Annotated in this window: 16 protein-coding genes and 1 tRNA gene; 13 read left to right on the top strand and 4 right to left on the bottom strand. The window is 32.4% G+C overall.

Annotated elements, in window-relative coordinates; all coding sequences use genetic code 11:
• The first annotated feature begins 116 nt into the window (after positions 1-116).
• From Q9968_RS04855 to hisB, 10 genes are all read left to right on the top strand, one after another.
• Positions 117-5,033 carry a cobaltochelatase subunit CobN gene (locus Q9968_RS04855; RefSeq protein ID WP_305514015.1) on the top strand — a complete coding sequence of 1,639 codons (4,917 nt, stop codon included), beginning with the start codon at positions 117-119 and terminating at the stop codon, positions 5,031-5,033.
• Entirely contained in the window at positions 5,026-5,742 is a 717-nt protein-coding gene (locus Q9968_RS04860; RefSeq protein ID WP_305514017.1) for a DUF2162 domain-containing protein, read from the top strand. Before Q9968_RS04855 ends, Q9968_RS04860 begins: the two co-directional genes overlap by 8 nt.
• 9 nt (positions 5,743-5,751) lie before the next feature.
• Entirely contained in the window at positions 5,752-6,396 is a 645-nt protein-coding gene (locus Q9968_RS04865; RefSeq protein ID WP_305514019.1) for a MotA/TolQ/ExbB proton channel family protein, read from the top strand.
• Positions 6,397-6,408: 12 nt separating this feature from the next.
• On the top strand, positions 6,409-6,741 hold the full coding sequence (locus tag Q9968_RS04870) for a DUF2149 domain-containing protein (protein ID WP_305514021.1): 333 nt from the start codon (positions 6,409-6,411) through the stop codon (positions 6,739-6,741).
• Between the two features lie 184 nt (positions 6,742-6,925).
• A complete protein-coding gene (locus Q9968_RS04875; protein WP_305514022.1) occupies positions 6,926-11,083 on the top strand; it encodes a DUF3344 domain-containing protein in 4,158 nt (1,385 codons plus the stop codon).
• Between the two features lie 70 nt (positions 11,084-11,153).
• The gene (locus Q9968_RS04880) at positions 11,154-11,738 is read left to right on the top strand and encodes a flavodoxin family protein (RefSeq protein WP_305514023.1); all 585 of its coding nucleotides are present in this window, start codon (positions 11,154-11,156) and stop codon (positions 11,736-11,738) included.
• Positions 11,739-11,788: 50 nt separating this feature from the next.
• Complete coding sequence (locus Q9968_RS04885) at positions 11,789-13,345, top strand: flippase (RefSeq protein ID WP_305514024.1); 1,557 nt, start codon at positions 11,789-11,791, stop codon at positions 13,343-13,345.
• Between the two features lie 60 nt (positions 13,346-13,405).
• Complete coding sequence (locus tag Q9968_RS04890; RefSeq protein ID WP_305514027.1) at positions 13,406-14,098, top strand: TOBE domain-containing protein; 693 nt, start codon at positions 13,406-13,408, stop codon at positions 14,096-14,098.
• A gap of 20 nt (positions 14,099-14,118) precedes the next feature.
• Positions 14,119-14,319: a 4Fe-4S binding protein gene (locus Q9968_RS04895; RefSeq protein WP_305514030.1), complete on the top strand. Its 201-nt coding sequence runs from the start codon at positions 14,119-14,121 to the stop codon at positions 14,317-14,319.
• 39 nt (positions 14,320-14,358) lie between these two features.
• Positions 14,359-14,937, top strand: a complete 579-nt coding sequence (hisB, locus tag Q9968_RS04900) for an imidazoleglycerol-phosphate dehydratase HisB (RefSeq protein ID WP_305514032.1) — start codon at positions 14,359-14,361, stop codon at positions 14,935-14,937.
• Positions 14,938-15,032: 95 nt separating this feature from the next.
• On the opposite strand, the gene Q9968_RS04905 is transcribed toward hisB, so the two are convergent.
• Both Q9968_RS04905 and Q9968_RS04910 read right to left on the bottom strand, forming a co-directional pair.
• Positions 15,033-15,860 carry a F420-dependent methylenetetrahydromethanopterin dehydrogenase gene (locus Q9968_RS04905; protein ID WP_305514033.1) on the bottom strand — a complete coding sequence of 276 codons (828 nt, stop codon included), beginning with the start codon at positions 15,858-15,860 and terminating at the stop codon, positions 15,033-15,035.
• Between the two features lie 231 nt (positions 15,861-16,091).
• Positions 16,092-16,163: transfer RNA gene (locus tag Q9968_RS04910), tRNA-Val, on the bottom strand.
• 108 nt (positions 16,164-16,271) lie between these two features.
• Here Q9968_RS04910 and Q9968_RS04915 point away from each other — a divergent pair.
• Together Q9968_RS04915 and Q9968_RS04920 are read left to right on the top strand one after the other, a co-directional pair.
• On the top strand, positions 16,272-17,195 hold the full coding sequence (locus tag Q9968_RS04915; RefSeq protein WP_305514036.1) for a branched-chain amino acid transaminase: 924 nt from the start codon (positions 16,272-16,274) through the stop codon (positions 17,193-17,195).
• Between the two features lie 12 nt (positions 17,196-17,207).
• Entirely contained in the window at positions 17,208-18,041 is an 834-nt protein-coding gene (locus tag Q9968_RS04920; RefSeq protein ID WP_305514038.1) for an undecaprenyl-diphosphate phosphatase, read from the top strand.
• Between the two features lie 32 nt (positions 18,042-18,073).
• Here the strand turns inward: Q9968_RS04920 and cobT are convergent, their stop codons facing one another.
• Together cobT and Q9968_RS04930 are read right to left on the bottom strand one after the other, a co-directional pair.
• Positions 18,074-19,138 (bottom strand): nicotinate mononucleotide-dependent phosphoribosyltransferase CobT, encoded by a 1,065-nt coding sequence (cobT, locus tag Q9968_RS04925; protein WP_305514040.1) that lies wholly within the window; start codon positions 19,136-19,138, stop codon positions 18,074-18,076.
• A complete protein-coding gene (locus Q9968_RS04930) occupies positions 19,131-19,634 on the bottom strand; it encodes a hypothetical protein (protein ID WP_305514042.1) in 504 nt (167 codons plus the stop codon). The genes cobT and Q9968_RS04930 overlap by 8 nt, the downstream gene beginning before the upstream one ends.
• Before the next feature lie 79 nt (positions 19,635-19,713).
• Between Q9968_RS04930 and Q9968_RS04935 the strand changes: the two genes are divergently transcribed.
• Complete coding sequence (locus Q9968_RS04935; RefSeq protein ID WP_305514044.1) at positions 19,714-21,312, top strand: bifunctional N(6)-L-threonylcarbamoyladenine synthase/serine/threonine protein kinase; 1,599 nt, start codon at positions 19,714-19,716, stop codon at positions 21,310-21,312.
• Positions 21,313-21,321: the final 9 nt, after the last annotated feature.

Below are 21,321 nucleotides of genomic sequence, written 5' to 3' on the forward strand. Positions count from 1 at the left end.
CTAAATACTTATTAATTTAATTATTATAAATTATAAAATATATATTAAAAAAATTATTGGGGTATTGTATGAATAAAAAATATATTTTTATAATGTTGTTATTATTGTTTTTATGTTTGCAAGTAAATTTTGCTGAAACATCTAATGATAATATAACTTTAGATGAAAATACTCAAGAGGATTTAGAAGATATTAACCCGCCAGACAAAACGATATTTATTATTTCAGATACTCCTGGGACAAACATTGTTGATTATGCTTGTGAGGAACTCTATAATAAAGATAATTTGTCCGGGTTTAATATTGTTTTGAGAAGTGGTGAACAAGTAAAAGGCATGAAGGAGGAAGAGTTGCATTCATTATTTGTTAACTCTGATGCATTCATTGGTGAATGGATAAGTACAGATGTCGATTCTGTTTTAACAAATTTATTGGGCAAATATCCGGAATTATCTCATAAAGAACTATTTTTAATACTGGAACTTCCTTCTGGTAATTTAAATTCTGGTTCAACTTCATTAAACTTGATTAGAAACAATACTATAAACTATAATAAAATATTTGCCTCAAATACTAATGATGAATTAATAGATTATTTCAATCATACCAAAAGAGGAACGTCTTATGTTAATGTTAACAATTATATTACAAATGAAGGATATAAATTTAACAGTATTTTAAATCAGTTAGTTCTCTATAAAGACCTAAACGATAAAAATAATCTTAAAAATCAAATTTTATACACTTTGAATCTTATTGGTTATAATTTTTCTTATAATGTTCCTGATTTCACAGGCAGTAAAAATTATGGGATTTATCGTGATAGGTGGTACTCTTTAGAAGAGTATATGAGTGTATTTTTCGATGCTTCGAGGATACGGACTGTAGGAATTTTAGAAAGTACAATGTATATTGCATCTCAACAGTTACATCCAACAATTTCAATCATTGAATCATTAGAATCAAAGGGATATAATGTTATTCCAGTTTATGCAGCTGGAGGATCAGCAGAACAATTACGAGTGATGGTTGAATCATGGACTAGTGCAGGTAGTGATATAGGTGGGTTTTTATTAAATTCTTCAAATTATGATACATATGTTGATGCAATCGTGTCTATGGTTGCATATGGTGTTGGCGGTGAAAATTTCACAAAAGCAACAGATTTTTTTGAAAAAGTTGGAGTGCCTGTTTTTAGGTCAGTTCATTCAGATTATGTATCAAATGAGATGTGGGAGTTAGGATCCACAGGTCTTACAACAGAACGTAGTGATAAATGGTGGCATATTACTATTGCTGAGACTCAGGGTATTATAGATGCAACTTTTGTTGGAGGTCAAGATTACTACATTTCAAATTTAACCGGTGCTAGAATCGTTACTTATATTCCTTATGAACGGAATGTTGATTTGTTAACTGATAGAATTGATTCATGGGTTGATTTAAAATACACTCCAAATGCTGATAAATTATTATCTATTATTTATTATAACTATCCTCCAGGAAAACAAAATATTGGTTCTAGTTACCTGAATTCAATAACAAGTATTTACAATATTCTTCATGTTTTAAAAAATGCAGGTTATAATGTTGGACAATTGCCTTCAAGTGTTGATGAACTTGAAAATTTAATGCTTAAGTGTGGTATCAATGTAGCTACTTGGGCACCGGGAGAGCTTGAAAAATTAGCCAACCAATCAGGAATTACCCTTTTATCAGTTGATGAGTATACTGCTTGGTTTAATTCTCTAGATGAGATTGTTAAAATACAAGTTACTCAAGGTCCGGTTGCTTATATTGGGGAACTTTCAAGAAGGGCCGTTGAGTTAAATTATACTGTAACTATTGGAGATACGATTGATGATTGGTATAATCAGGTTGTTGCGCTTCTTCCTGAAAAGAATCTAGATGGATCTAAAAGTATTTTAACCAATATTGTCAATGCTTTAAAGAGATATACCTCAACACGTGATGATAGTTATTTTATTTTATTTAAAAAATACTTTGAAGAATTTAAAAGTTTAAATATTTCAGGTTTAAATGGCTGGGGTGATGCGCCAGGTAATGTAATGGTTGTTAATAGAAATGGCAGTGATTATTTCGTTATCCCTGGTTTAACTTATGGTAATATTTTCATTGCTCCTGAACCTCAAAGAGGATGGGAATCCGATATTGAAAACTTATATCATTGTACTGCTGTTGCTCCAACTCATCAATATTTGGCCGCTTACTATTATATGCAAAATAAATACGATAATGCAATGATATTTGTTGGAAGGCATGCCACTCATGAGTGGCTGCCCGGCAAAGAGATTTTACTTTCAGTCACTGATTATGGTTCTGTTGTTGTCGGGGATGTTCCACAGTTATATTTCTATATTGCCGATGGTCTTGCCGAAGCCATTCAAGCTAAAAGAAGAGGTTTTGCGGTAATTATTTCACACTTAACTTCTCCAATGTCTTATACTCATGTATATGGTAATTTATCTGTCATGGCCAATAATTTAAATAATCCTGAATTGCTTCGCCAGTTAATCATCAGCAATGATTATTCTACTAATTTGGGGTTAACAAAAGAAGAGGTTCAAACAATAGATGATAATTTGATTATGGATAAGGTAAATAACTTCTTAAAAACAATGCAATCAACATTATATCCATTAGGACTTCATGCACTAGGTCAAGCTTGGAGTGATGATGATATTGCAAGTACAGTATCAGCCATGTTATCTTATAATTATGTACTCGAAAATAATCAAGGAGTGTTGAATTTATTTGATGAGCTATCAGATTATTATTATTCCCGCGGGTATAATGATTTAAATGTATTGCAAAGAGAAGTAATCTTAAATAAATCCTATGACATTGTCAATGCATTAATTTATTGGGATACTCAAAAAGTTTATGAGTTATTAGTATCACAAGACTCTAAATTCGACAATCCTATATTTTTAGCATGTTTGGAGTTAGGTAAAAAATATATTGAGTTAATTAAGTTTTCCGTCGGCAATGAATTAAATGCAATGCTTGATGGATTAAATGGGAGATACATTCCAGTTGGTGAAGGAGGAGAGTTGGTTATAAAACCGGCTATTCTTCCAACAGGCAATAACATGTTCCAAGACCAATCAAGCGAACTTCCAACAATGGAGGCTTGGGATTATGCTAAAACTTTAGCTTTATTAACTCTCGCTGGATTAAATGATACGACTGAAAAGATTATAATGGGAATTTGGTGTGTAGAAACAGCAAGAGATGACGGAGCTCTTGTTTCAACAGTTTTATATTTATTGGGCATGAAACCAGTTTGGACAAATTCGTCAAGTGCGGGTTTTGATGATGAAGGAAACCCAACAGGTAAAAAGGTAAGTTCAATGCCTGAAGTAATTAAACTGAATAATTTAATTCGTCCTAATGGTTGGAGTAAAAAAAGAATTGATGTAACTGTAATCACTAGTGGATTATTTAGAGATTTGTATTCTTCACAAGCTATTTTAATGGATAATGCATTTCGTGTATCACTTGCAAGATCATACTTCGCAATAATTAGAAATTCCACATTAATGAACTCAGAAAATGGTATATATTTAAGAGAAGCTCTTGAAGGAGTAATGGAAAGTATTAATTATTATGGGGTTTCTTCAGAGGCATTGAAAAATAATTATGTAGCTCAACATTGGATAGAAGATACTTTATACTATAAAAGTGTAGGATATAATTCTACTTACGCAGGTGAATGTGCTATAACAAGGATATTTGCACCGCCAAATGGGGATTATGGTGCAGGAATATCAAAATTAGTATCGATGTCATGGACATGGAATGATACAAGCGAATTGGCTGATTTTTATCTTGGAAGAATGGGCAATATGTACTCTAAGAAGTATTGGGGAGATACAAATCCATTAGTTTTCTTAAGAGCACTATCAAACTCAGACACAATTGTAGCTAGTCGTAATACAAACCAGTATGGAGTTTTGGATAATGATGACTTCTTTGATTATTGGGGAGGTTTGTCAATGACTGTAGAAAAAATTTTAGGTAAAGCTCCAAAATTCAATGTATTGATGTATGCTGATAAAAATAATGCATATATTTCATCATTGGAGGAAGTAATGTATAAAGAAATTGCTGCAAGATATGATAATCCTGAATGGATCAGTGGAATGATGAAAGAAGGTTATAGTGGAGCTCGTTATATGTCAAATAAATTTATAAGTAATTTACAGGGCTGGCAAGTAACAAGACCATCTGCAGTTTCTGATGACTTATGGAATAGGATTTATAATACTTATTACAAGGATAAATATGGAATTGGTGTTAAAGATTGGTTAATGAAGGGTAATAATGCTTATTCACTTATTTCAATGAGCGGAACAATGCTTACAACAATACATAAAGGTTATTGGAATGCAGATGATGAAATTATTAGGGATATAGCAAATACCTGGGCTCAAGCAACAGTTCAAAATGGTGTGGCATGTTGCGATTGTAGTTGTGGTAATATTGCAATGATGCAATGGGCTGTACAATATGTAAATCCTGATATTCTGGCTCAATTGCTTCCAAAACTATATGACGCAACTAAAAATCCAAAATTTAAAAACAATACTCAATCAACACAACCTCCAGAAAGTGATACAAATGAAAATCAAAAAGAAGCTTCAACTCAAAATCCAGTGGAGGGTTCAAATTCCTCTTCAACAATAAAAACTAATTCAACTACAACTACAACTCAAACTAATGCTCAAAATGGTGAAAATGGATATGATGAAGCATTTTCAAATGTTGGTGAAAATTCACAATCTCCTCAGGCAGGACAATCCTCTTTGGAAGGTGTTGATGTTAAAAAATCAGTTGAAATCAATCCAATTACTTCACAATCAGCTAGTGAAGTTGGTTTGTCTGTTTTAGCAGTATTAGCAATTTTGTGCTTAATCATGGTCGTTGCAGTTGGATACTTTAGAGATAGCGATAAATCTAATAGAAATCAAGATTTAGATAATCTCTTCAATGAAAAATTAGGTGATTAATTTGGATGCAGTCAATATTTTATGGCAGGTAGGTATTTTATCCGCTGTTTTAATTTTTGGAATAAAATTGGGTCTTGCAACAGGTCTTGCGAATATGTCAAAGAAATATTTGGCATTGGTTTCAATTGGTTATGGTGGGGGAGTGTTAATCTTAACTGAAATTTCTTCACATTTCACAAACCAGATTACAGATTTAATTTATACCTATAACTTTGAATTCTTCTTGATCATGGCAGTAATCATGATTTTAGCAGGAATTTTTACAATTAGAGAATATAAGGTATTTGAAAAAAATACAACTAAAGCTACATGCATGGCTGTTGTAGCACCATGCCCATGTTGTTTTGGATCAATTATTGTAAGTATAATGCTTGTTGCGCCAAGTGTTGGTTTAGGTTTGATTGATTTGAGTTTTATTGTAGCTGGAGCATTAGTTCTAACTATTGTTTTAACCTATTTTGCATCTAATTATCTAGTTAAATTCATCAATAAACCATATCCAATTGTGCTTGGCAATTTTATGTTCTTTTTAGGAATATATTTCCTATTGTCAGCATTATTTTTACCAAACATTGCAGCAATGATACAAAATCCAATGGATGCAATTACGATATCCTCACCTTACTCATTGATCGGGGCATTAATGTTGATGATTGTAATTGTAGTGATTGGGGGATTAATTTCAAGGAGAAATAGTAATTTCAATTAAGGTGATTTAATGGTATCGACAATTCCGGGAAGTGAAATATTAACATCAGCATTAAATATGATTTCACAAAGTTTACAAATTCCTGTAATCATATTTTTAGTAATCTTTGCCATATTTGCAATATTGGCTATTGGAGGTTTGATTTCTGAGTATACATCAAGAAAAAAGGTAACGCCTGATATTATTGAAGAGTTAATTTATTTGATTTCAAATGCTAATTCAATTGAAGATATTAAAAACATAATTAAAAATGCAAAAATTTATGAATCCCAAAAGGTTGTTTTGATTAAAATATTGCGTTCAAACTCTCTAACTCGTGATTCAAGGCATGCTCTTGCTAAAAAGCTAATTGAGTTTGAAGAGAATAACTTCACTAAAAAAATTGAAAAAACTGATGTTGTAACCCGTATCGGACCAACATTAGGATTGATGGGTACTTTAATACCAATGGGTCCGGGTCTCGCTGCTCTTGGTGCAGGGGATGTAAATACATTGGCCAATGCTATTATTATCGCATTTGATACAACTGTCGTTGGTATTGGAGCAGGTGCAGTTGCTTATTTTGTATCTAAAGTAAGGCGTCGGTGGTATGAGGAGTATTTGTCCAATTTAGATGCTTTGGCAGATGCATTATTGGATAAATTGAATCAATAGGAGGTTTTAGTTATGGTTCGCGATAAGTCTAAAAAACGCTTTGCTGAAGGGGAAGAAGATCCAATGGCTGGAACATCAAATCTAGTTGACGCAATGCTTGTAATAGCTGTTGGATTGTTAATTTTTGTTGTTATAAGTTGGAATATGCAAAGTGTAATATTTCAGGATTCTCAAAACCAACAGAAAGCTATTGAAGAATCATCCCCTGATGTAATTGAGGTCAATGAAGGAAAAGTTTTGAATGAAACTCCTGATACTTCTGATGATTCTGGTTCTGGATATATGGAAATGGGCAAAGTTTATAAAGATCCTTCAACGGGCAAATTAATCATGGTTGAAGGTTAAAATATTCTTTTTTTATATTTTTAAGTTTTATAAATTCATTATTTTATATATGAAATAAGTAATAATAAAATTTAAATATTTATTATTTAATATAATAAAAATAGGCATATTATTATTAAATTTAATTATATTAATTATTTTTTTAAATAAATGCTTCAATTTTATTAAAAAGGTTATGGGTAGAATGAAATTGAAAACAAAAGTTAAAAAATTGGCATTGTCATTAACTTTATTATTTGTTTTAATCATGGTTATTTCATCGGTTTGTGCACATGATTTGGATAATCCAACGGATAATTTAATTTGTAGTGATGATGGAAGTATTGAAAGTTCAGATAGGGGATCTGATTCAAAATTAGCTTATTCTCAAAGCACTTCAGGCGCATACATTAATTCTGATCAGGAAGATATTACAATCACCAAAGGAGACACGCCCAATGTTTCTGGCTCTCTTGTAGATATTGATGGAAATAATCATGATGGTGAAGATTTTCCAATAACAATATCTTCAAATGAAAAAACAGCATCTCGGGAATTATCAAATCATAAAATTAGTTGTAATTTCGATGATTCTTTGAATTTTATTGCAAGCGATAATCCATATAGTATAGAATTTGCTCCTGATGAATCTGAATACGGATCGGGATATTTAGAACAAGGTTCATCTGATCTGGACAAATCTTGGGTGAAATCGACTGTAAAATCAAGAGTAATTGAACCTTCATTAACATATGAGGGGGTTGTTTCTGGTGATGTAGAGGTAAATAGTACAAATCCTTGGACAACTAGTGGGGTACTTAATTATACAATTCCAAATAATGCAAAAGAAATTAAAAATGCAATAATATACATAAATATTTATTCTGGTAGTGGTAGTAATCCGAATTATGCTTTGGATTCTAATGCCAGTATTACAACTATCAACGGCAATGTGAATCTTGGATATGAGGAACTATTGACTTTAGAATGCAGTCCGGATGCTACTGTTTATACACTTAACGGTCATGTTACAAGAGTTTATTCAGATTATCAACTTCTTTATAATGTTACTGAAATAGTCAATGGTTTAAACGGAACTTCAGTATCTGTTAATGTTGATTCTATTCAAAAGGAGGGTTATCAGTTTGATGGTAGAATTAAATTAATCGCTTTATTATTAGCTTATGATGATGGAGATGAAGATATAATTAATTATTGGGTTGATGCTAATCAGAGGTACACAACTGAAAGCATGAATTTAGAATTTGATACTTCTTCTATAAAATACGTTGATGAATCAATGTGGAAGAATATTCTTTTATCAAGTGCAGAGGCAAGCTATAAAATTAATTCACAACCGGTTGATGATGCATTGGTACATGTATCTGGTCAGTATTATCAATTCAATAAATGGAATGTAACTGAAAGTCTTACTCCGGCTACTAAAACAACATTAACTTATTCAAATAATGGGTTTTCAGCAAAATCAGTTCTTGCGGTTTTAACTGTAAAAACCCACGAAGATCCAACTGCTGAAATCAATAGCATATCTCCGGAATATTCCGGAATTGCTTATCCTGGAACTGTTAATGCATTGAATATAAAAGTTACACCAAGTAGGACAGGTAAATATATTATCCGGCTATTGGCTGATGATGTAGTTGTAAATACTACAGAATTTGATTTGATTGGTGGTCAAAATACATTAACAATCATTGACCCAACAATTAGGGCCATTGATGAAACAACTGTTTTAAATAACAATAATAAAAATGTTAATTGGACAGTTGAGGTGGGTTACGGTGAAAACACAATCGCTACTAAAAATTTAACTGTTAAAATATTATATAATGGGTATTTGGGCAGTGAATATGCTTATGGTATTGATGGTTATGATTCATTAATGAATATTTCCTTCACCGGAGATGTTGTTGTTGATATAAAAGGAGATTCAACTTATATGTCTTCTGGTAATAGTGCAAGAACCGATGTTTGGGATGTTAATTTAGACAACAATTCAAATATTGCTGGCGGATTTATTATTGTTCCATATAATTGGTTTAATTATGCAAATGGTGCAAATGTTGAAAATAGTAACATGATTAATGCCACATTTAACGGACACTCTTTAACTGCTATCGCATTTAATCATGATAATCCAAATTTAGGATGGAACTATGGGTATGGATCTTTAATTTATGATGTAAGTGGTTTAATTAATTCTTCCGGTGAAAATTCTTTAGTTTTAAATAGGATAATCGGCGATCCTGCTTTAAATCCAAGTATTTTTGTTTACTATTATAACACTACTGGAAGCACAACACTTAAAAACATGTACATTGTAAAGGGATATGATTTATTTAATAATAGGTTTAATAAAGCAAATAGAACCAATCAAGCTAAATCTATAATAAATGTAGAATCTAATAAAATAACTAATGCAACTATTTATATTTTTGCAGCTGGTGCTGATAAAACAGACGGACATGTTGTTGTAAATGGGGAGATATTTGAAAATTGTTGGAATGGCGGTTCTAAAACTACTGATTTATTCCAAACTGATGTAACTAGTATTGTTAAGGATTCGAATAATGTATCTTTTGTATGCACCGGTGAGACTATTTCTTCTTTAGCTCAATTTATTGTAACATCTAAAGATTTTGCTCAGGTTACCGCTTCGATGAAAGTATTACAAAACACTAAAAACATTATTTATCCCGAGTTTAATAATACATTATCTATCACTGTTAATACAAATAAGGCAGGTAGATATACATTTAATTTATTAGCTAATGGATTAATTGTCAATACAACTGAAATTGATTTAAATAATGGTAATAATACTTTAAGTTTGGTTGATCCTACAATTAGGCCATTGAATGAATCTGCTAAATACATTGGATCATCTGGTAGTTATAATAATGTAGATTATCAACTTCAAGTTTTATTCAATGAAGAAAAAGTAGGTGAAACTTCTTGTCAGGCTATTGTGTTATATAATGGTTATCTTGGTAAAGATATTTATAATGAAACTGGTTTAGAGCCATTTTATAATGCCACTATTACAGGCAATATTGTTTTCTTAACAAATGGAACTTATGCCTCTGGTATCAATAAATATGATTTAACAAACTTCACTGTTAATTTAACAGAAAAAGATTTAATTGTTAAAGCATTTTTATATGTTACATATACTTATGGTGGAGCTAATGACAATATTGACATGTTCATTGTCACTTTAAATGACAATAAATTGAATCCTGTCTTTTTTGCCCGTGATCAAAGTAATTTAAAATCCAATACTGGATCAGGTGTTGTTGTTTATGATGTAAGTAATTATATCATAAATGGTACTAATGTATTGGATTTAAATAAAACAGGTTCTGCAGGAGTTTATCCAGCAACTTTAGTTTATATGTATAATACTACTGGCAGTAAACTTATAAAAGAAGTTTATATTTCTAACGGAGCTGATTTATTAGGTACTTATGGGGGATTAAACAACCCTATTCAAGTTAATTCACTCATCAATGTTGATTCATCAGGCATGATTAATGCTACTGCTTATATTTTCGCTAATGGTGCTGTAGATGGTAGAGGTACTGTTGTAATAAATGGGGAAAGTGAAAGTCATCCGTGGAAGGGTTCATCTTTATCAACAGATTTATATGTAAAAGATATGATCTCTACAATTAATGATAAAAACAATATTTCCGTAATATTCAGCGGAACTTCTGGCAGCTTTACAGTATTGCAACAAATCATTGTTTTAACCAAGAAGGTTCCTGAAAAACTTCCAACCAAAATTATTGCTCCTAGTGTAAAAACAGTTTATAACTCCAATAAAAAATTAATTGTAACTTTAAAAGACAGTAATGGAAATTTAATTGCCAATGCTAAGATTACCATAGTTTTAAATGGTCAATCTAGTGAAATAATTACAAAGGAGAACGGTCAAGCTAGTTTATCTATTCCAAGTAAATTATCTCCAAAAGACTATACTGTAAGCATTTCATATGATGGTGATGAAACACATATTAAATCCACCGCTATTACAAAAGTTATAGTTAAAAAAGCAACTCCTAAACTAATCGCCAAAAAGAAAACTTTCAAAGCTAAAGAAAAAATCAAAAAATATAAAATTGTTTTAAAAGACAATGGATATAAGGCTATGAAGAAAGTAAAGGTTAAACTCAGAATTAAAGGCAAAATCTATAATGTAAAAACTAATTCTAAAGGTAAAGCAGTCTTTAAGATTAAAAAGTTAACTAAAAAAGGAAAATACACAGCTAAAGTTATATTTAATGGTAGCAAATGTTTTAACGCAGTAAGTAAAAAAGTCAAAATCTATATTAAAAAATAGGGATGGCTCTCCTTCCCTATTCTTTCTTTTTTTACAAAATTATTTTAATTAAGTTTTATAAACTATCTTCATGAAAGTTTTTGGAATTTGTGCAAGTCCCAGAATTAATACAACAAATCATGTTTTAACTGAGGCATTAGATAAATTAAGTGGGCATGGTTTTGAAACAGAATTGTTTAATTGTCAGGCTAAAGATCTTAAACCATGTCTTCATTGTGATTATTGTTTAGAGCATAAAAAATGCATTATACAAGATGATATGGGGGAAGTTTATGAAAACCTCCAGAATTCCGATGGAATTATTCTGGCCACTCCAATTCAATCTGGTTCTATTTCAGCAAATTTATCAATAATTATGGATAGGACTCGAGCTCTGGAAGCTATTGATTATAATTTATTGAGAGGTAAAATCGGTATGAGTATTGCTATTGGTGGCGATCGTACTGGTGGTCAGGATTTTGCTCATTTAGCCAATATAACTTATTTTATGATACATGGCATTATTCCTGTTAGTGGCGGACCATTCGGTTCTAATTTAGGTGCATCTTTTTGGTCTCAAGATTCTTTAGATGGAATTAAGAAAGATGAATATGGTATGGAGTCATTAAACAGGACTTTACATGAGTTTGAAAATTTCTTAAATAAATATATTTAAATACTATAATCAAGTTAAAATACATTAAAAACTTTTTTTTAGGTTATAATATGGCTAATAAGTTGATAAGAGGTAGTTTGATAATTCTCATAGGTAACATAATTTTTCGTTTAGGTGGTTATGTTTATCGTTTTTTAATGGCTATACTTTTAGGCCCCACTGCCTATGGTATTTTAGGGATTACTCTTCCGTTTCAGGGAATTTTTCAGACTTTATCAGCTGGTGGGCTTCCTCCTGCAATAGCTAAGTATGTTGCTGAGTATGAAGCTATTAATGAGCATGACATGGCTCGTCACACGATATATACGGCTTTAAAAATAATGATATTTTTAGGTCTCTTCTTTGGAATTTTAATGATTTTCGTTGTTTCTCCATGGTTGGCTTATGGGTATCTTGAAAAACCGGCAGCATTAATACCTTTACAGATTGTTGGTCTTATTACTCCGTTTAGTGTTATTGTCGGTGCTTTTAGAGGAGCATTTCAGGGCGTTTATAAAATGGAGTATATTGTCTATACTCGTGCTGTTGAACAATTGGGGATGATTCTATTTGCTACTGCTTTTGTTTTAATCGGTTTGTCTACTGTTGGGGCTCTATGGGGTACAGTTTTAGGTTATTCCTTATCTGTCGTGGTTGCAATTTATATTTTTAAAGTTCATATGCCTAAATATATTCCAAAACCCAGTGAAAACTTTGTTTTTACAAGAAAAGATGAATTAACGCTTGTCGGAACTTTAGTTAAATTTTCAATTCCGGTTATTATCACAGCTATTGCAGAAATGCTTATTTATAATATTTGTACTATTGTCATGGGCAGATTTTTAACTTTTGAGGATATTGGATTTTTTGCAGCAGCAGATCCTATCGCACGTTTGCCGTTAATTATTTCTATATCTATTGCAACAACAATTTTGCCTGCTTCTTCGGAAGCTTTTAAACTTAAGGATAATCTAACTTTGCAGAAATATGTTTCTGAAGCTTATAAATATTCATTATTATTTATTGTTCCTATGTGTGTAGGCCTTGCATTGTTCGCTTCTCCTACTTTAAGAATTTTATATTTTAAAAATCCGGCTTATGTTGCAGGTGCATCTGCTTTGGCCATTCTTTCCATTGGAATGACATTTTATTCAATATTTGCTATATCAACTAGTATTATTCAGGGTATTGGCAATCCGAGGATTCCTATGTATATTTTAGTTGGTGGAACTATTGTAACTGGAGTTTTAAATTGGATTATGGTTCCTAGTTTAGGTATTGCTGGCGGTGCATTGGCCACCAGTATTGCTTGCTTTTTAATGATGGTTCCATGTATTTATTTCGTATTCAAATTAACTAAAACAAAGGCTCCGACAAAATCCATTGTTAAAATATTGATTGCATCATTAATAATGGGTATTTTTGCATTAATTATTCCTAAAACTACTTTATACTTGTTCCCAAGCATTTTTGCTTGTATTATTCTGTATTTCTTTGCATTAATTTTAGTTAAATTCTTCCAAAAAGAAGATATTGATAGTTTAAGGCAATTGTCATCTAAATTAGGTCCGATTGCTAAGATTGTTAATAGATTACTGAACTTAATTGAAAAATTAGAATTTAGATAAACGAAAACTTATTTAAATGTTATTAATATAAATAATAATATTATATTTCGGGGATTTATAATGACTGATGTGAGTGCAGGTGTTGAATATAAAATTAATGTCGATGGCAATTCTTTTTTATTAGATAATAAAAAATACAATTTACTTGTATCTATATTGGAAACCGGTTCTTTAACTGCATCGGCTAAGAAAATCGATGTTTCTTATAGGACTGCATTAAATTATATTGATAAAATTGAATCAACACTCGATGTTAAAGTTGTAACTACTACAAAAGGTGGAAAAGGCGGAGGTGGAGGAACCTCATTAACTGAAGAGGGTTATTCTATCTTAAAAGAATGTAAAAAGATTAATGCTATTATGGAACTCCATAAAGATGTTAATGAAATTGAAGCTGAAGTTGTCGATATTAAGGATGCTAAGGGCATAATGACAATTAAAAATGAAGAATTTCAGATTAATGCTCCATTAAATAGAAATTACGAAATCGGCGACAGGATATTAGCTTTAATTAGTTATGACAATATTTTTTTAATGTTAGAGCCACAAACTTCCAGTATCCGTAATATTTTAGAAGGTCAGATAATTGAAATGAGACTTGAAAGCGAGATTATTCGTGTTAAAGTCAATGTTGGTGGGGTTATATTATGTTGTGATATTACTGTATCAGCCGAAAAAGAATTAAATCTAAACATCGGTAAATCAGTTTACCTGGGATTTAAAGCTATGTCTGTTGCAACTTTGAAATTATAACATTTAAGAGGGAGTAGTTAATGTTACAAATTTTAGTTGATGAAGATAAATGTATCGGTTGTGGAAAATGTGAGGAGATTTGTCCTAAAGGAGCTAAAATTTGGAAAGTGGGGCGAGTTGCACGTATATTGGATTTAAGATATTGTCACGTTTGCACACTATGTGCTATGGAATGCCCTACAGACTGTATTAAAATCATACGTCCAGGTGAAGAAGACTAAATTATTGAAGCTAAAATTAATATTTTAATGGGTTAGATTATGACTAGAATTGCAAATGTTTCAAGAAAAACATCAGAAACAGATATTCAAATTAAAATGAATCTAGATGGAACTGGAGTTTACAATATTTCAACTGGTATACACTTTTTCAATCACATGCTAGAATCGTTTTCCAAACATTCAATGATTGATTTGGATGTTAAAGCACTAGGGGATCTTGAAATAGATGATCACCACACTATAGAAGATGTTGGAATTTTATTAGGCGAAGCTTTTCTTGAAGCTATTGGTGATAAGAAAGGTATTAAAAGAATGGCTCATGCAATTGTTCCGATGGATGAGTCAGTATCGACTGTCGCAATCGATATTAGTGGACGTAGTTATTGCAACATGTTTTTAAACTTTAAAAACGAAAAAATCGGAGACATGACCTCTGATATTGTAATACATTTTTTCGAATCCTTTGCTTCATCAGCAAAATTAAATATTTATGGTGCCGTCGAAGGGGTTAACGATCATCACAAGGCGGAAGCTGTTTTTAAAGCATTCGCTAAATCTCTAAAAGAAGCTATTAAAATTGAGCATGATCAAATACCTTCTACAAAAGGCATATTGTGATTAATGGATAGTGGGTTTGCTATCTTTTTAACTTATTTTATAAAATTAGACACTTTAAACTAAAAAAATAAAATGAAAGTAGCAAAGTTTGCTACTTATTCTGGTTTTGAAATTAAATTTGTTTTACAACCAGGATTTCCTTCTTTCATATGTGGGGTTCTTAAAACAGTATCATTTGCTTTTTCGATATCTCTTGCTTCTTGTGCTAAGTTAGCAGCACATGCAGCGATTTCATGAGCAGCAGCCACTAATGGAATGAAGTTTTCGAAACCTTTGGTCATGAAACAACCTTTCATGTCTAAGTTTGCAACAGATCCAGCCATTTCATATGCAGCAATAGCCTTAGCTTTTGCATATGGGTTTTCAAATCCGCCAGCTTCTGCAGCCTTTTCAGCAGTAACAATAAGTTTTGGCAATTCGATTTCTCCAGATTCTGCTTGTTCGATTACAGTATCAATGGTTTGTTGTACTAATCTTAAAGCACCGGTTTCTGCGAGAACTTTTAAAATGTCAGCATTGAAAATAGCCATTTCGGTTGGGTCTAGCCATTCTCTTTTAGCACCAATCATTGGGTCAGACATTACAATGATGTAACCTAAACCTTGTTCGTCCATTTCATCTTTTTTACCTTTACCTGGTGCATCACCAACGATAATTGCTGGAATATCTTTTGCAGATAAGAGCTCTCTTGCTTTAGCTGGTCCAGGTGCTCCTGGGTTAGGGCTTATGAAAATTGCGAAATCTGGTTTGAAATCGTCTATTTTAGGCACGACGTCTTCTACTTGTTCAGGATTCATTTTCGCACCAGATCCAAATGTTCTTACATCGATATTTGGTCTGTCTGCTCTTTCGTCTAACAATAGGTCAATTACTGGGGATGTACCAATATTCCCACTTTTAATAATAGCAATTTTTACTACCATAATATTAATCTCCTTATTTGATAATTAAAATTTTAATCTAGAATGTATTTAAATTTTATTATTTGTTTTTTAACTGCTTATTTTGTTATATTTTTATTAAACAATCAGTTATTATTAAAACAAATTTATTTAACTTAAATAACCTTATTCTTCATGTTAAATCATTATAAATGATATGGAAGGTAAAAAATGCTCTAAAAGTGAAAATATCATTTAAAAATAGAAATCAAGTGGTTCCGACGAGACTCGAACTCGTGATCCCCTCCTTGTAAGGGAGGTATCATACCACTAGACCACGGAACCAACAAGCAATGTTATGAATTTACTAATATATATACTTTTCTATTTTTCAAATTGCCTCTAAGAAAATTTTATTACTTACTAAAAATAAATAAATAAACTGGTGATAAAATGGCATGGGATGACAAGCAAACAAAAGTATGGTTTGATGGTGAATTAGTTGACTGGAAGGATGCAAATATTTCAGTACTTTCACATGTAGTTCATTATGGAACTAGCGTTTTTGAAGGAATTCGTGCATATAAAAATGACAATGGAGTAGCAGTTTTCCGTTTAGAGGAACATGTTCAACGTCTATTCGACTCAGCAAAAGTATATAAGATGGATATTCCATTCACACAAGATGAAATCGCAGAAGCAATCTTAGAAACTGTCCGTGTAAATGACCTCGATGGATGTTACATACGTCCAATTGTATTTAGGGGTTATGGAGAACTTGGTGTAAACCCATTAGGATGTCCGGTAAATGTTGCAATAGCTGCATGGGAATGGGGATCATACCTTGGAGAAGAAGGTATGGCTAATGGTGTAGATATTGGTGTGTCCTCTTGGAGAAAACCGGCTCCGGATACTTTCCCAACACTTGCAAAATGTGGAGCTAATTACATGAACTCCCAACTTGCAAAATTGGAAGCTATAGATAATGGATTTGATGAAGCAATCATGCTTGACTATCAGGGACATGTTTCAGAAGGTAGTGGGGAAAACATATTTTTAGTTGAAGGGGAAAGATTATACACTCCGTCCATGTCATCATCTAACCTTAAAGGAATCACAAGGGATTCAATCATGACTATTGCAGCTGATTTAGGTTATGAAGTTGTTGAAGAAACAATTTCCAGGGAAAGATTATACTTTGCAGATGAAGTATTCTTCACAGGGACTGCAGCTGAAATCACTCCTATTCGTTCAATCGACCGCAGGACTATTGGATTTGGTAAGAGAGGTCCGATTTCTGAAAAATTACAAACTGCTTTCTTTGATTTAGTTGAAGGCAAGTCTGAAGATAAATATGGTTGGTTATCATATATCTAAGTGGTGTAAATTATGGATATAATTCAAGGAATAATAATCGGTATTGTTCAGGGATTAACTGAATTTTTACCAGTTAGTAGTTCGGCACACTTGGTATTTGCTCAAAAGTTATTGGGTGTTGAAAGCTCTCTTGCTTTTGATATTTTTCTTCATTTGGGAACTTTAATTGCAGTATTATGGTTCTTTAGAGGGGATATTTATAAAATGCTTAAATCTTGGTGGTTAAGTATTGGAGATATCCTTCAAGGAAGATTCAAGCAGGGTTTTATGGAGGATCCTTATAAAAGACTTGCATGGTATGTAATTCTTGCAACAATTCCTGTAGGTGTTGTAGGGGTGTTATTTGAAAATTCTGTCGATGCATTATTTGCAGGTGCATTGTATGTTCCGGCATTCTTTTTATTTGTAACTGGTACTATATTATTCTTGTCTCAAAGAATGACTAGTGGCAATGTTAATTATGATACAATTACAAAAAAAGAAGCATTATTCATGGGATTAGGTCAAGCATGTGCAATATTGCCTGGTCTTTCACGTTCAGGAACAACCATAGCTGCAGGTTTAACAATAGGTCTTGATAAAGAATTTGCAGCAAAATTCAGTTTTATATTATCAATACCGGCTATTTTAGGTGCTTTTCTGTTACAGGCTAAGGATATTGGTTCTACAATGGATGCAAACTTCTTACCTGTATTTTTAGGTTTTATTGCATCAATTATCGCAGGATATCTCGCAATTAAATGGATGCTTGATTTAATACAAAATAGGAGTCTGGATATTTTTGCTTATTATTGCTGGTTGATGGGTTTAATAGTATTTATGGGTTCAATTGCCCATATTTTTTAAAATTAAAAAATTATAGAGATTTGAATTAATCTCTATTTACATACTTTTTCTATTTTTTTTCTTAATCTTTCAACTGAATTTCCTAACACTAATGCTGCAAACATTGCCCCGCCTGCTCCAGCACCTTCTTTAACAAATCCGGTTAAATAATTTTTCAATCCCTCGTGTTGTGATTCTTCAAATCTCGGGTCAACTACATTTACAGTAATATTGTCATCAATTTGCTTTAATATGCCGAATAAATCTGCAGTTTCATCATTTGCAACAAACACCGTAGTTACTAGGTTGATTCTTGAAAAGTCAAAAGTAGGTTGGATGGATTTTATAATAGCACAAACGGCAGCCATTTGCGTTCCTCCTGCTAATATGATTGGAACATCAGAACCTAAAACTAATCCTGCAATAGCTGGAAGTGTCGGGTCACCTACAGCACCAATAGCTTGCATCGCATCTGCTTCACCGGGGGTTATTCCGGCATTTTTCAATCCTTCATCAACAGTTTCTGATTTTAAATCATGGGGGTTGTATGGCATACTGCCGCTTACTTTTTCATTAGCTTCATAACCTAAGGCTTTTAGGACTCCTAATGCGGTTGTTGTTCCGGCAGGAATACTTTCGCCGATGATTAACATTTCATGTCTCTGGGATAATTCCCCACCTAAATCCTTACCATTTTCAAAAATTTCTAGGGGATTTAAAATACCTTTTCCAGTTCTAATGTCTCTTCCGTATTCTTTTCCAAAACTTACATATTCAACATCTGGTTTGATTTTGGATCCTGCATCAATAATAACAAATGGGATATTTGCAAGTTGAAGTGCTGCTTTTGTAAGTCTTGCAGGGGTTGGTGCAGATGCTCCGTCAACAACGGTTTCAGCAGCAGTTTCTGTACATCTTACTTCACCTAATACCATAAATTCAACATCAGCCGCCGGTGTATATTCAGTTAATTCCGCACTAGCTCCAGCTCCAGAAATTCCTTCAATTTTAGAGGTTTCTGTTGTCCCTATGTTGAGTAAAAATACGGTATCCTCTTCTACTTCTTGTAATTTTTCGATCAATTCAGTTGAACCATATGTGGTTATTCCATCAATCATTGTTTTCACCTTGTTTTTTCAACAAATCAATAATTATCTTATTTTGATTAATAATTTTTTTGTTTTGGAGCATGATTTTCTTTAACATCTCTTCTTGTGATAATTCATCATCAGTTTTAAATGTTTGCCCATCTCTTGCTCTTGGAGGGATTTTTATTTTATCTTTTGGAGGAAACGAACTACTTGGGGATTGTTTTAAAGGTATTGATCCTCTTGAAGCACTATCTTCTTTTGATACATAATCCACATATCTGTGAGTTACTTTATTCTTCCCTCTCTCCTCTAAAAGTTCCATCAATCTTTCATCAACTTTATCAATGCCAATCAACTCTTCCTGTTCTATTTCGTGTATTAACCTTTTTTGAATATTGTATGCATTGTAAATAGGTATTCCTCTTGTTGCACATTCGTTTTTAAACATGTCATTTATGTTAATATCACCAGTCAATTGTTTGACTCTTTTCTGTTCTAATGTATTAGCACTATAAAATCCCATATTTTAACTTTTGTATTTTGAATTTAAAAAATATTTTTATATTTTGGAATTATAATAATTAATTAATTAAATTTTTTAGTTGATTGTTTTGATAAGTTTAGGCATTGAAGGAACTGCAGAAAAAACTGGTATAGGCATCGTTGATAGTGATGGTAATATTTTAGCTATGGCTGGAAAGCAGCTATTCCCAGAAGAAGGAGGCATCCATCCAAGAGTTGCTGCTGAACATCATGCAGAATGGATTCCTAAATTAATACCGCAGGCTATTGAAGAAGCGGACTTAGACTATTCTGATATTGATTTAATTTCATTTTCACAGGGGCCTGGTCTTGGCCCGGCTTTAAGAATCGTTGCAACTTCTGCCCGTAGCTTATCATTATCACTTAAAAAACCAATCATTGGAGTTAACCATTGCATTGGTCATGTTGAAGTTGGAAAACTTGACACTGGTGCAATTAATCCTGTTTCATTATATGTAAGTGGTGGAAACAGTCAGGTAATTGCTCATGAAAGTGGAAGATATAGGATATTTGGTGAAACCTTAGATATTGCCGTTGGAAATTGCCTTGATCACTTTGGTCGTGAAATCGGTCTTGGACATCCCGGAGGGCCTGTTATTGAAAAACTGGCTAAAAAAGGTTCATATATTGATTTGCCTTATATTGTAAAAGGTATGGACTTTTCATTTTCAGGATTGCTGTCTGCAGCACTTAGGGAAGCTCAAAAAGGAACTCCTATGGAGGATGTTTGTTTTTCACTTCAGGAAACTGCTTTTTCAATGCTTGTTGAGGTAACAGAGCGTGCACTGTCTCACACTCAAAAAGATGAAGTGATGTTGTGCGGTGGAGTGTCAGCTAACTCAAGATTACGTGAAATGCTTAAAACAATGTCGGAAGAGCATGGTGCTAAATTTTACATGCCTGAAATGAAACTTTGTGGGGATAATGGTGTAATGATTGCATGGCTAGGTCTTTTAATGTGTAATGAGTTTGGACCGATGGATTTATCCCAAACTGGAATTATTCAGAAATTTAGAACTGATGAAGTGGATATTCCATGGATCGATAATAGCAAAAGTTATTTAAAATTGTCTGATGACTTAATAGCTAAAGGTGCAGAATCAAATATTGTCAAAAGTCAATATTTAGGCCAAAAAGCTGTTATTAAAGACCGTATTGTAAAAGGTTATAGGATTTCTGAAATTGATGGCAAAATTAGAAAAGCAAGATGCAGGGAAGAAGCTAAGTTATTGTCTGATGCTAAACGTGCAGGTGTTAAAACTCCTGTGTTGTACGATGTTGATTTAGCAAGAAAGGCCATTGTCATGGAAGAGATTAAGGGAGTAATGGTTAAAGACGTAATTGATGAGGATTTGGCATTTAAGATAGGTGGTGAGATAGCTAAACTTCATGCATTCGATATTATTCATGGGGACATTACCACTTCAAATATTATGCTGCAGGAGGATAAACTGGTTTTCATTGATTTTGGCCTTGGAAGATACTCTCAACTAAAGGAAGATAAGGCTGTTGATTTGCTTGTCTTAAAAAAATCTTTGCAAAGTATTGACTATAAATTGGCGGTCAAATTCTTTAATTGTGTTTTAAAAGGTTATGGGGATGAATTTATCTTTAAAACAATTAATGACATCGAGTCTCGTGGAAGATATACACATTAATTAAGCAAA

Source organism: Methanobrevibacter sp. V14 (assembly GCF_963082475.1).
GTDB lineage: Archaea > Methanobacteriota > Methanobacteria > Methanobacteriales > Methanobacteriaceae > Methanocatella.

What these genes read in the sequence shown, in the direction of transcription:
- Q9968_RS04875 (WP_305514022.1), top strand. Translation starts at nt 6,926, where the DNA reads ATGAAATTGAAAACAAAAGTTAAAAAATTGGCATTGTCATTAACTTTA.
- Q9968_RS04870 (WP_305514021.1), top strand. Translation starts at nt 6,409, where the DNA reads ATGGTTCGCGATAAGTCTAAAAAACGCTTTGCTGAAGGGGAAGAAGAT.
- hisB (WP_305514032.1), top strand. Translation starts at nt 14,359, where the DNA reads ATGACTAGAATTGCAAATGTTTCAAGAAAAACATCAGAAACAGATATT.
- Q9968_RS04915 (WP_305514036.1), top strand. Translation starts at nt 16,272, where the DNA reads ATGGCATGGGATGACAAGCAAACAAAAGTATGGTTTGATGGTGAATTA.
- Q9968_RS04885 (WP_305514024.1), top strand. Translation starts at nt 11,789, where the DNA reads ATGGCTAATAAGTTGATAAGAGGTAGTTTGATAATTCTCATAGGTAAC.
- Q9968_RS04930 (WP_305514042.1), bottom strand. Translation starts at nt 19,634, where the DNA reads ATGGGATTTTATAGTGCTAATACATTAGAACAGAAAAGAGTCAAACAA.
- Q9968_RS04905 (WP_305514033.1), bottom strand. Translation starts at nt 15,860, where the DNA reads ATGGTAGTAAAAATTGCTATTATTAAAAGTGGGAATATTGGTACATCC.
- Q9968_RS04895 (WP_305514030.1), top strand. Translation starts at nt 14,119, where the DNA reads ATGTTACAAATTTTAGTTGATGAAGATAAATGTATCGGTTGTGGAAAA.
- Q9968_RS04920 (WP_305514038.1), top strand. Translation starts at nt 17,208, where the DNA reads ATGGATATAATTCAAGGAATAATAATCGGTATTGTTCAGGGATTAACT.
- cobT (WP_305514040.1), bottom strand. Translation starts at nt 19,138, where the DNA reads ATGATTGATGGAATAACCACATATGGTTCAACTGAATTGATCGAAAAA.
- Q9968_RS04865 (WP_305514019.1), top strand. Translation starts at nt 5,752, where the DNA reads ATGGTATCGACAATTCCGGGAAGTGAAATATTAACATCAGCATTAAAT.
- Q9968_RS04880 (WP_305514023.1), top strand. Translation starts at nt 11,154, where the DNA reads ATGAAAGTTTTTGGAATTTGTGCAAGTCCCAGAATTAATACAACAAAT.
- Q9968_RS04890 (WP_305514027.1), top strand. Translation starts at nt 13,406, where the DNA reads ATGACTGATGTGAGTGCAGGTGTTGAATATAAAATTAATGTCGATGGC.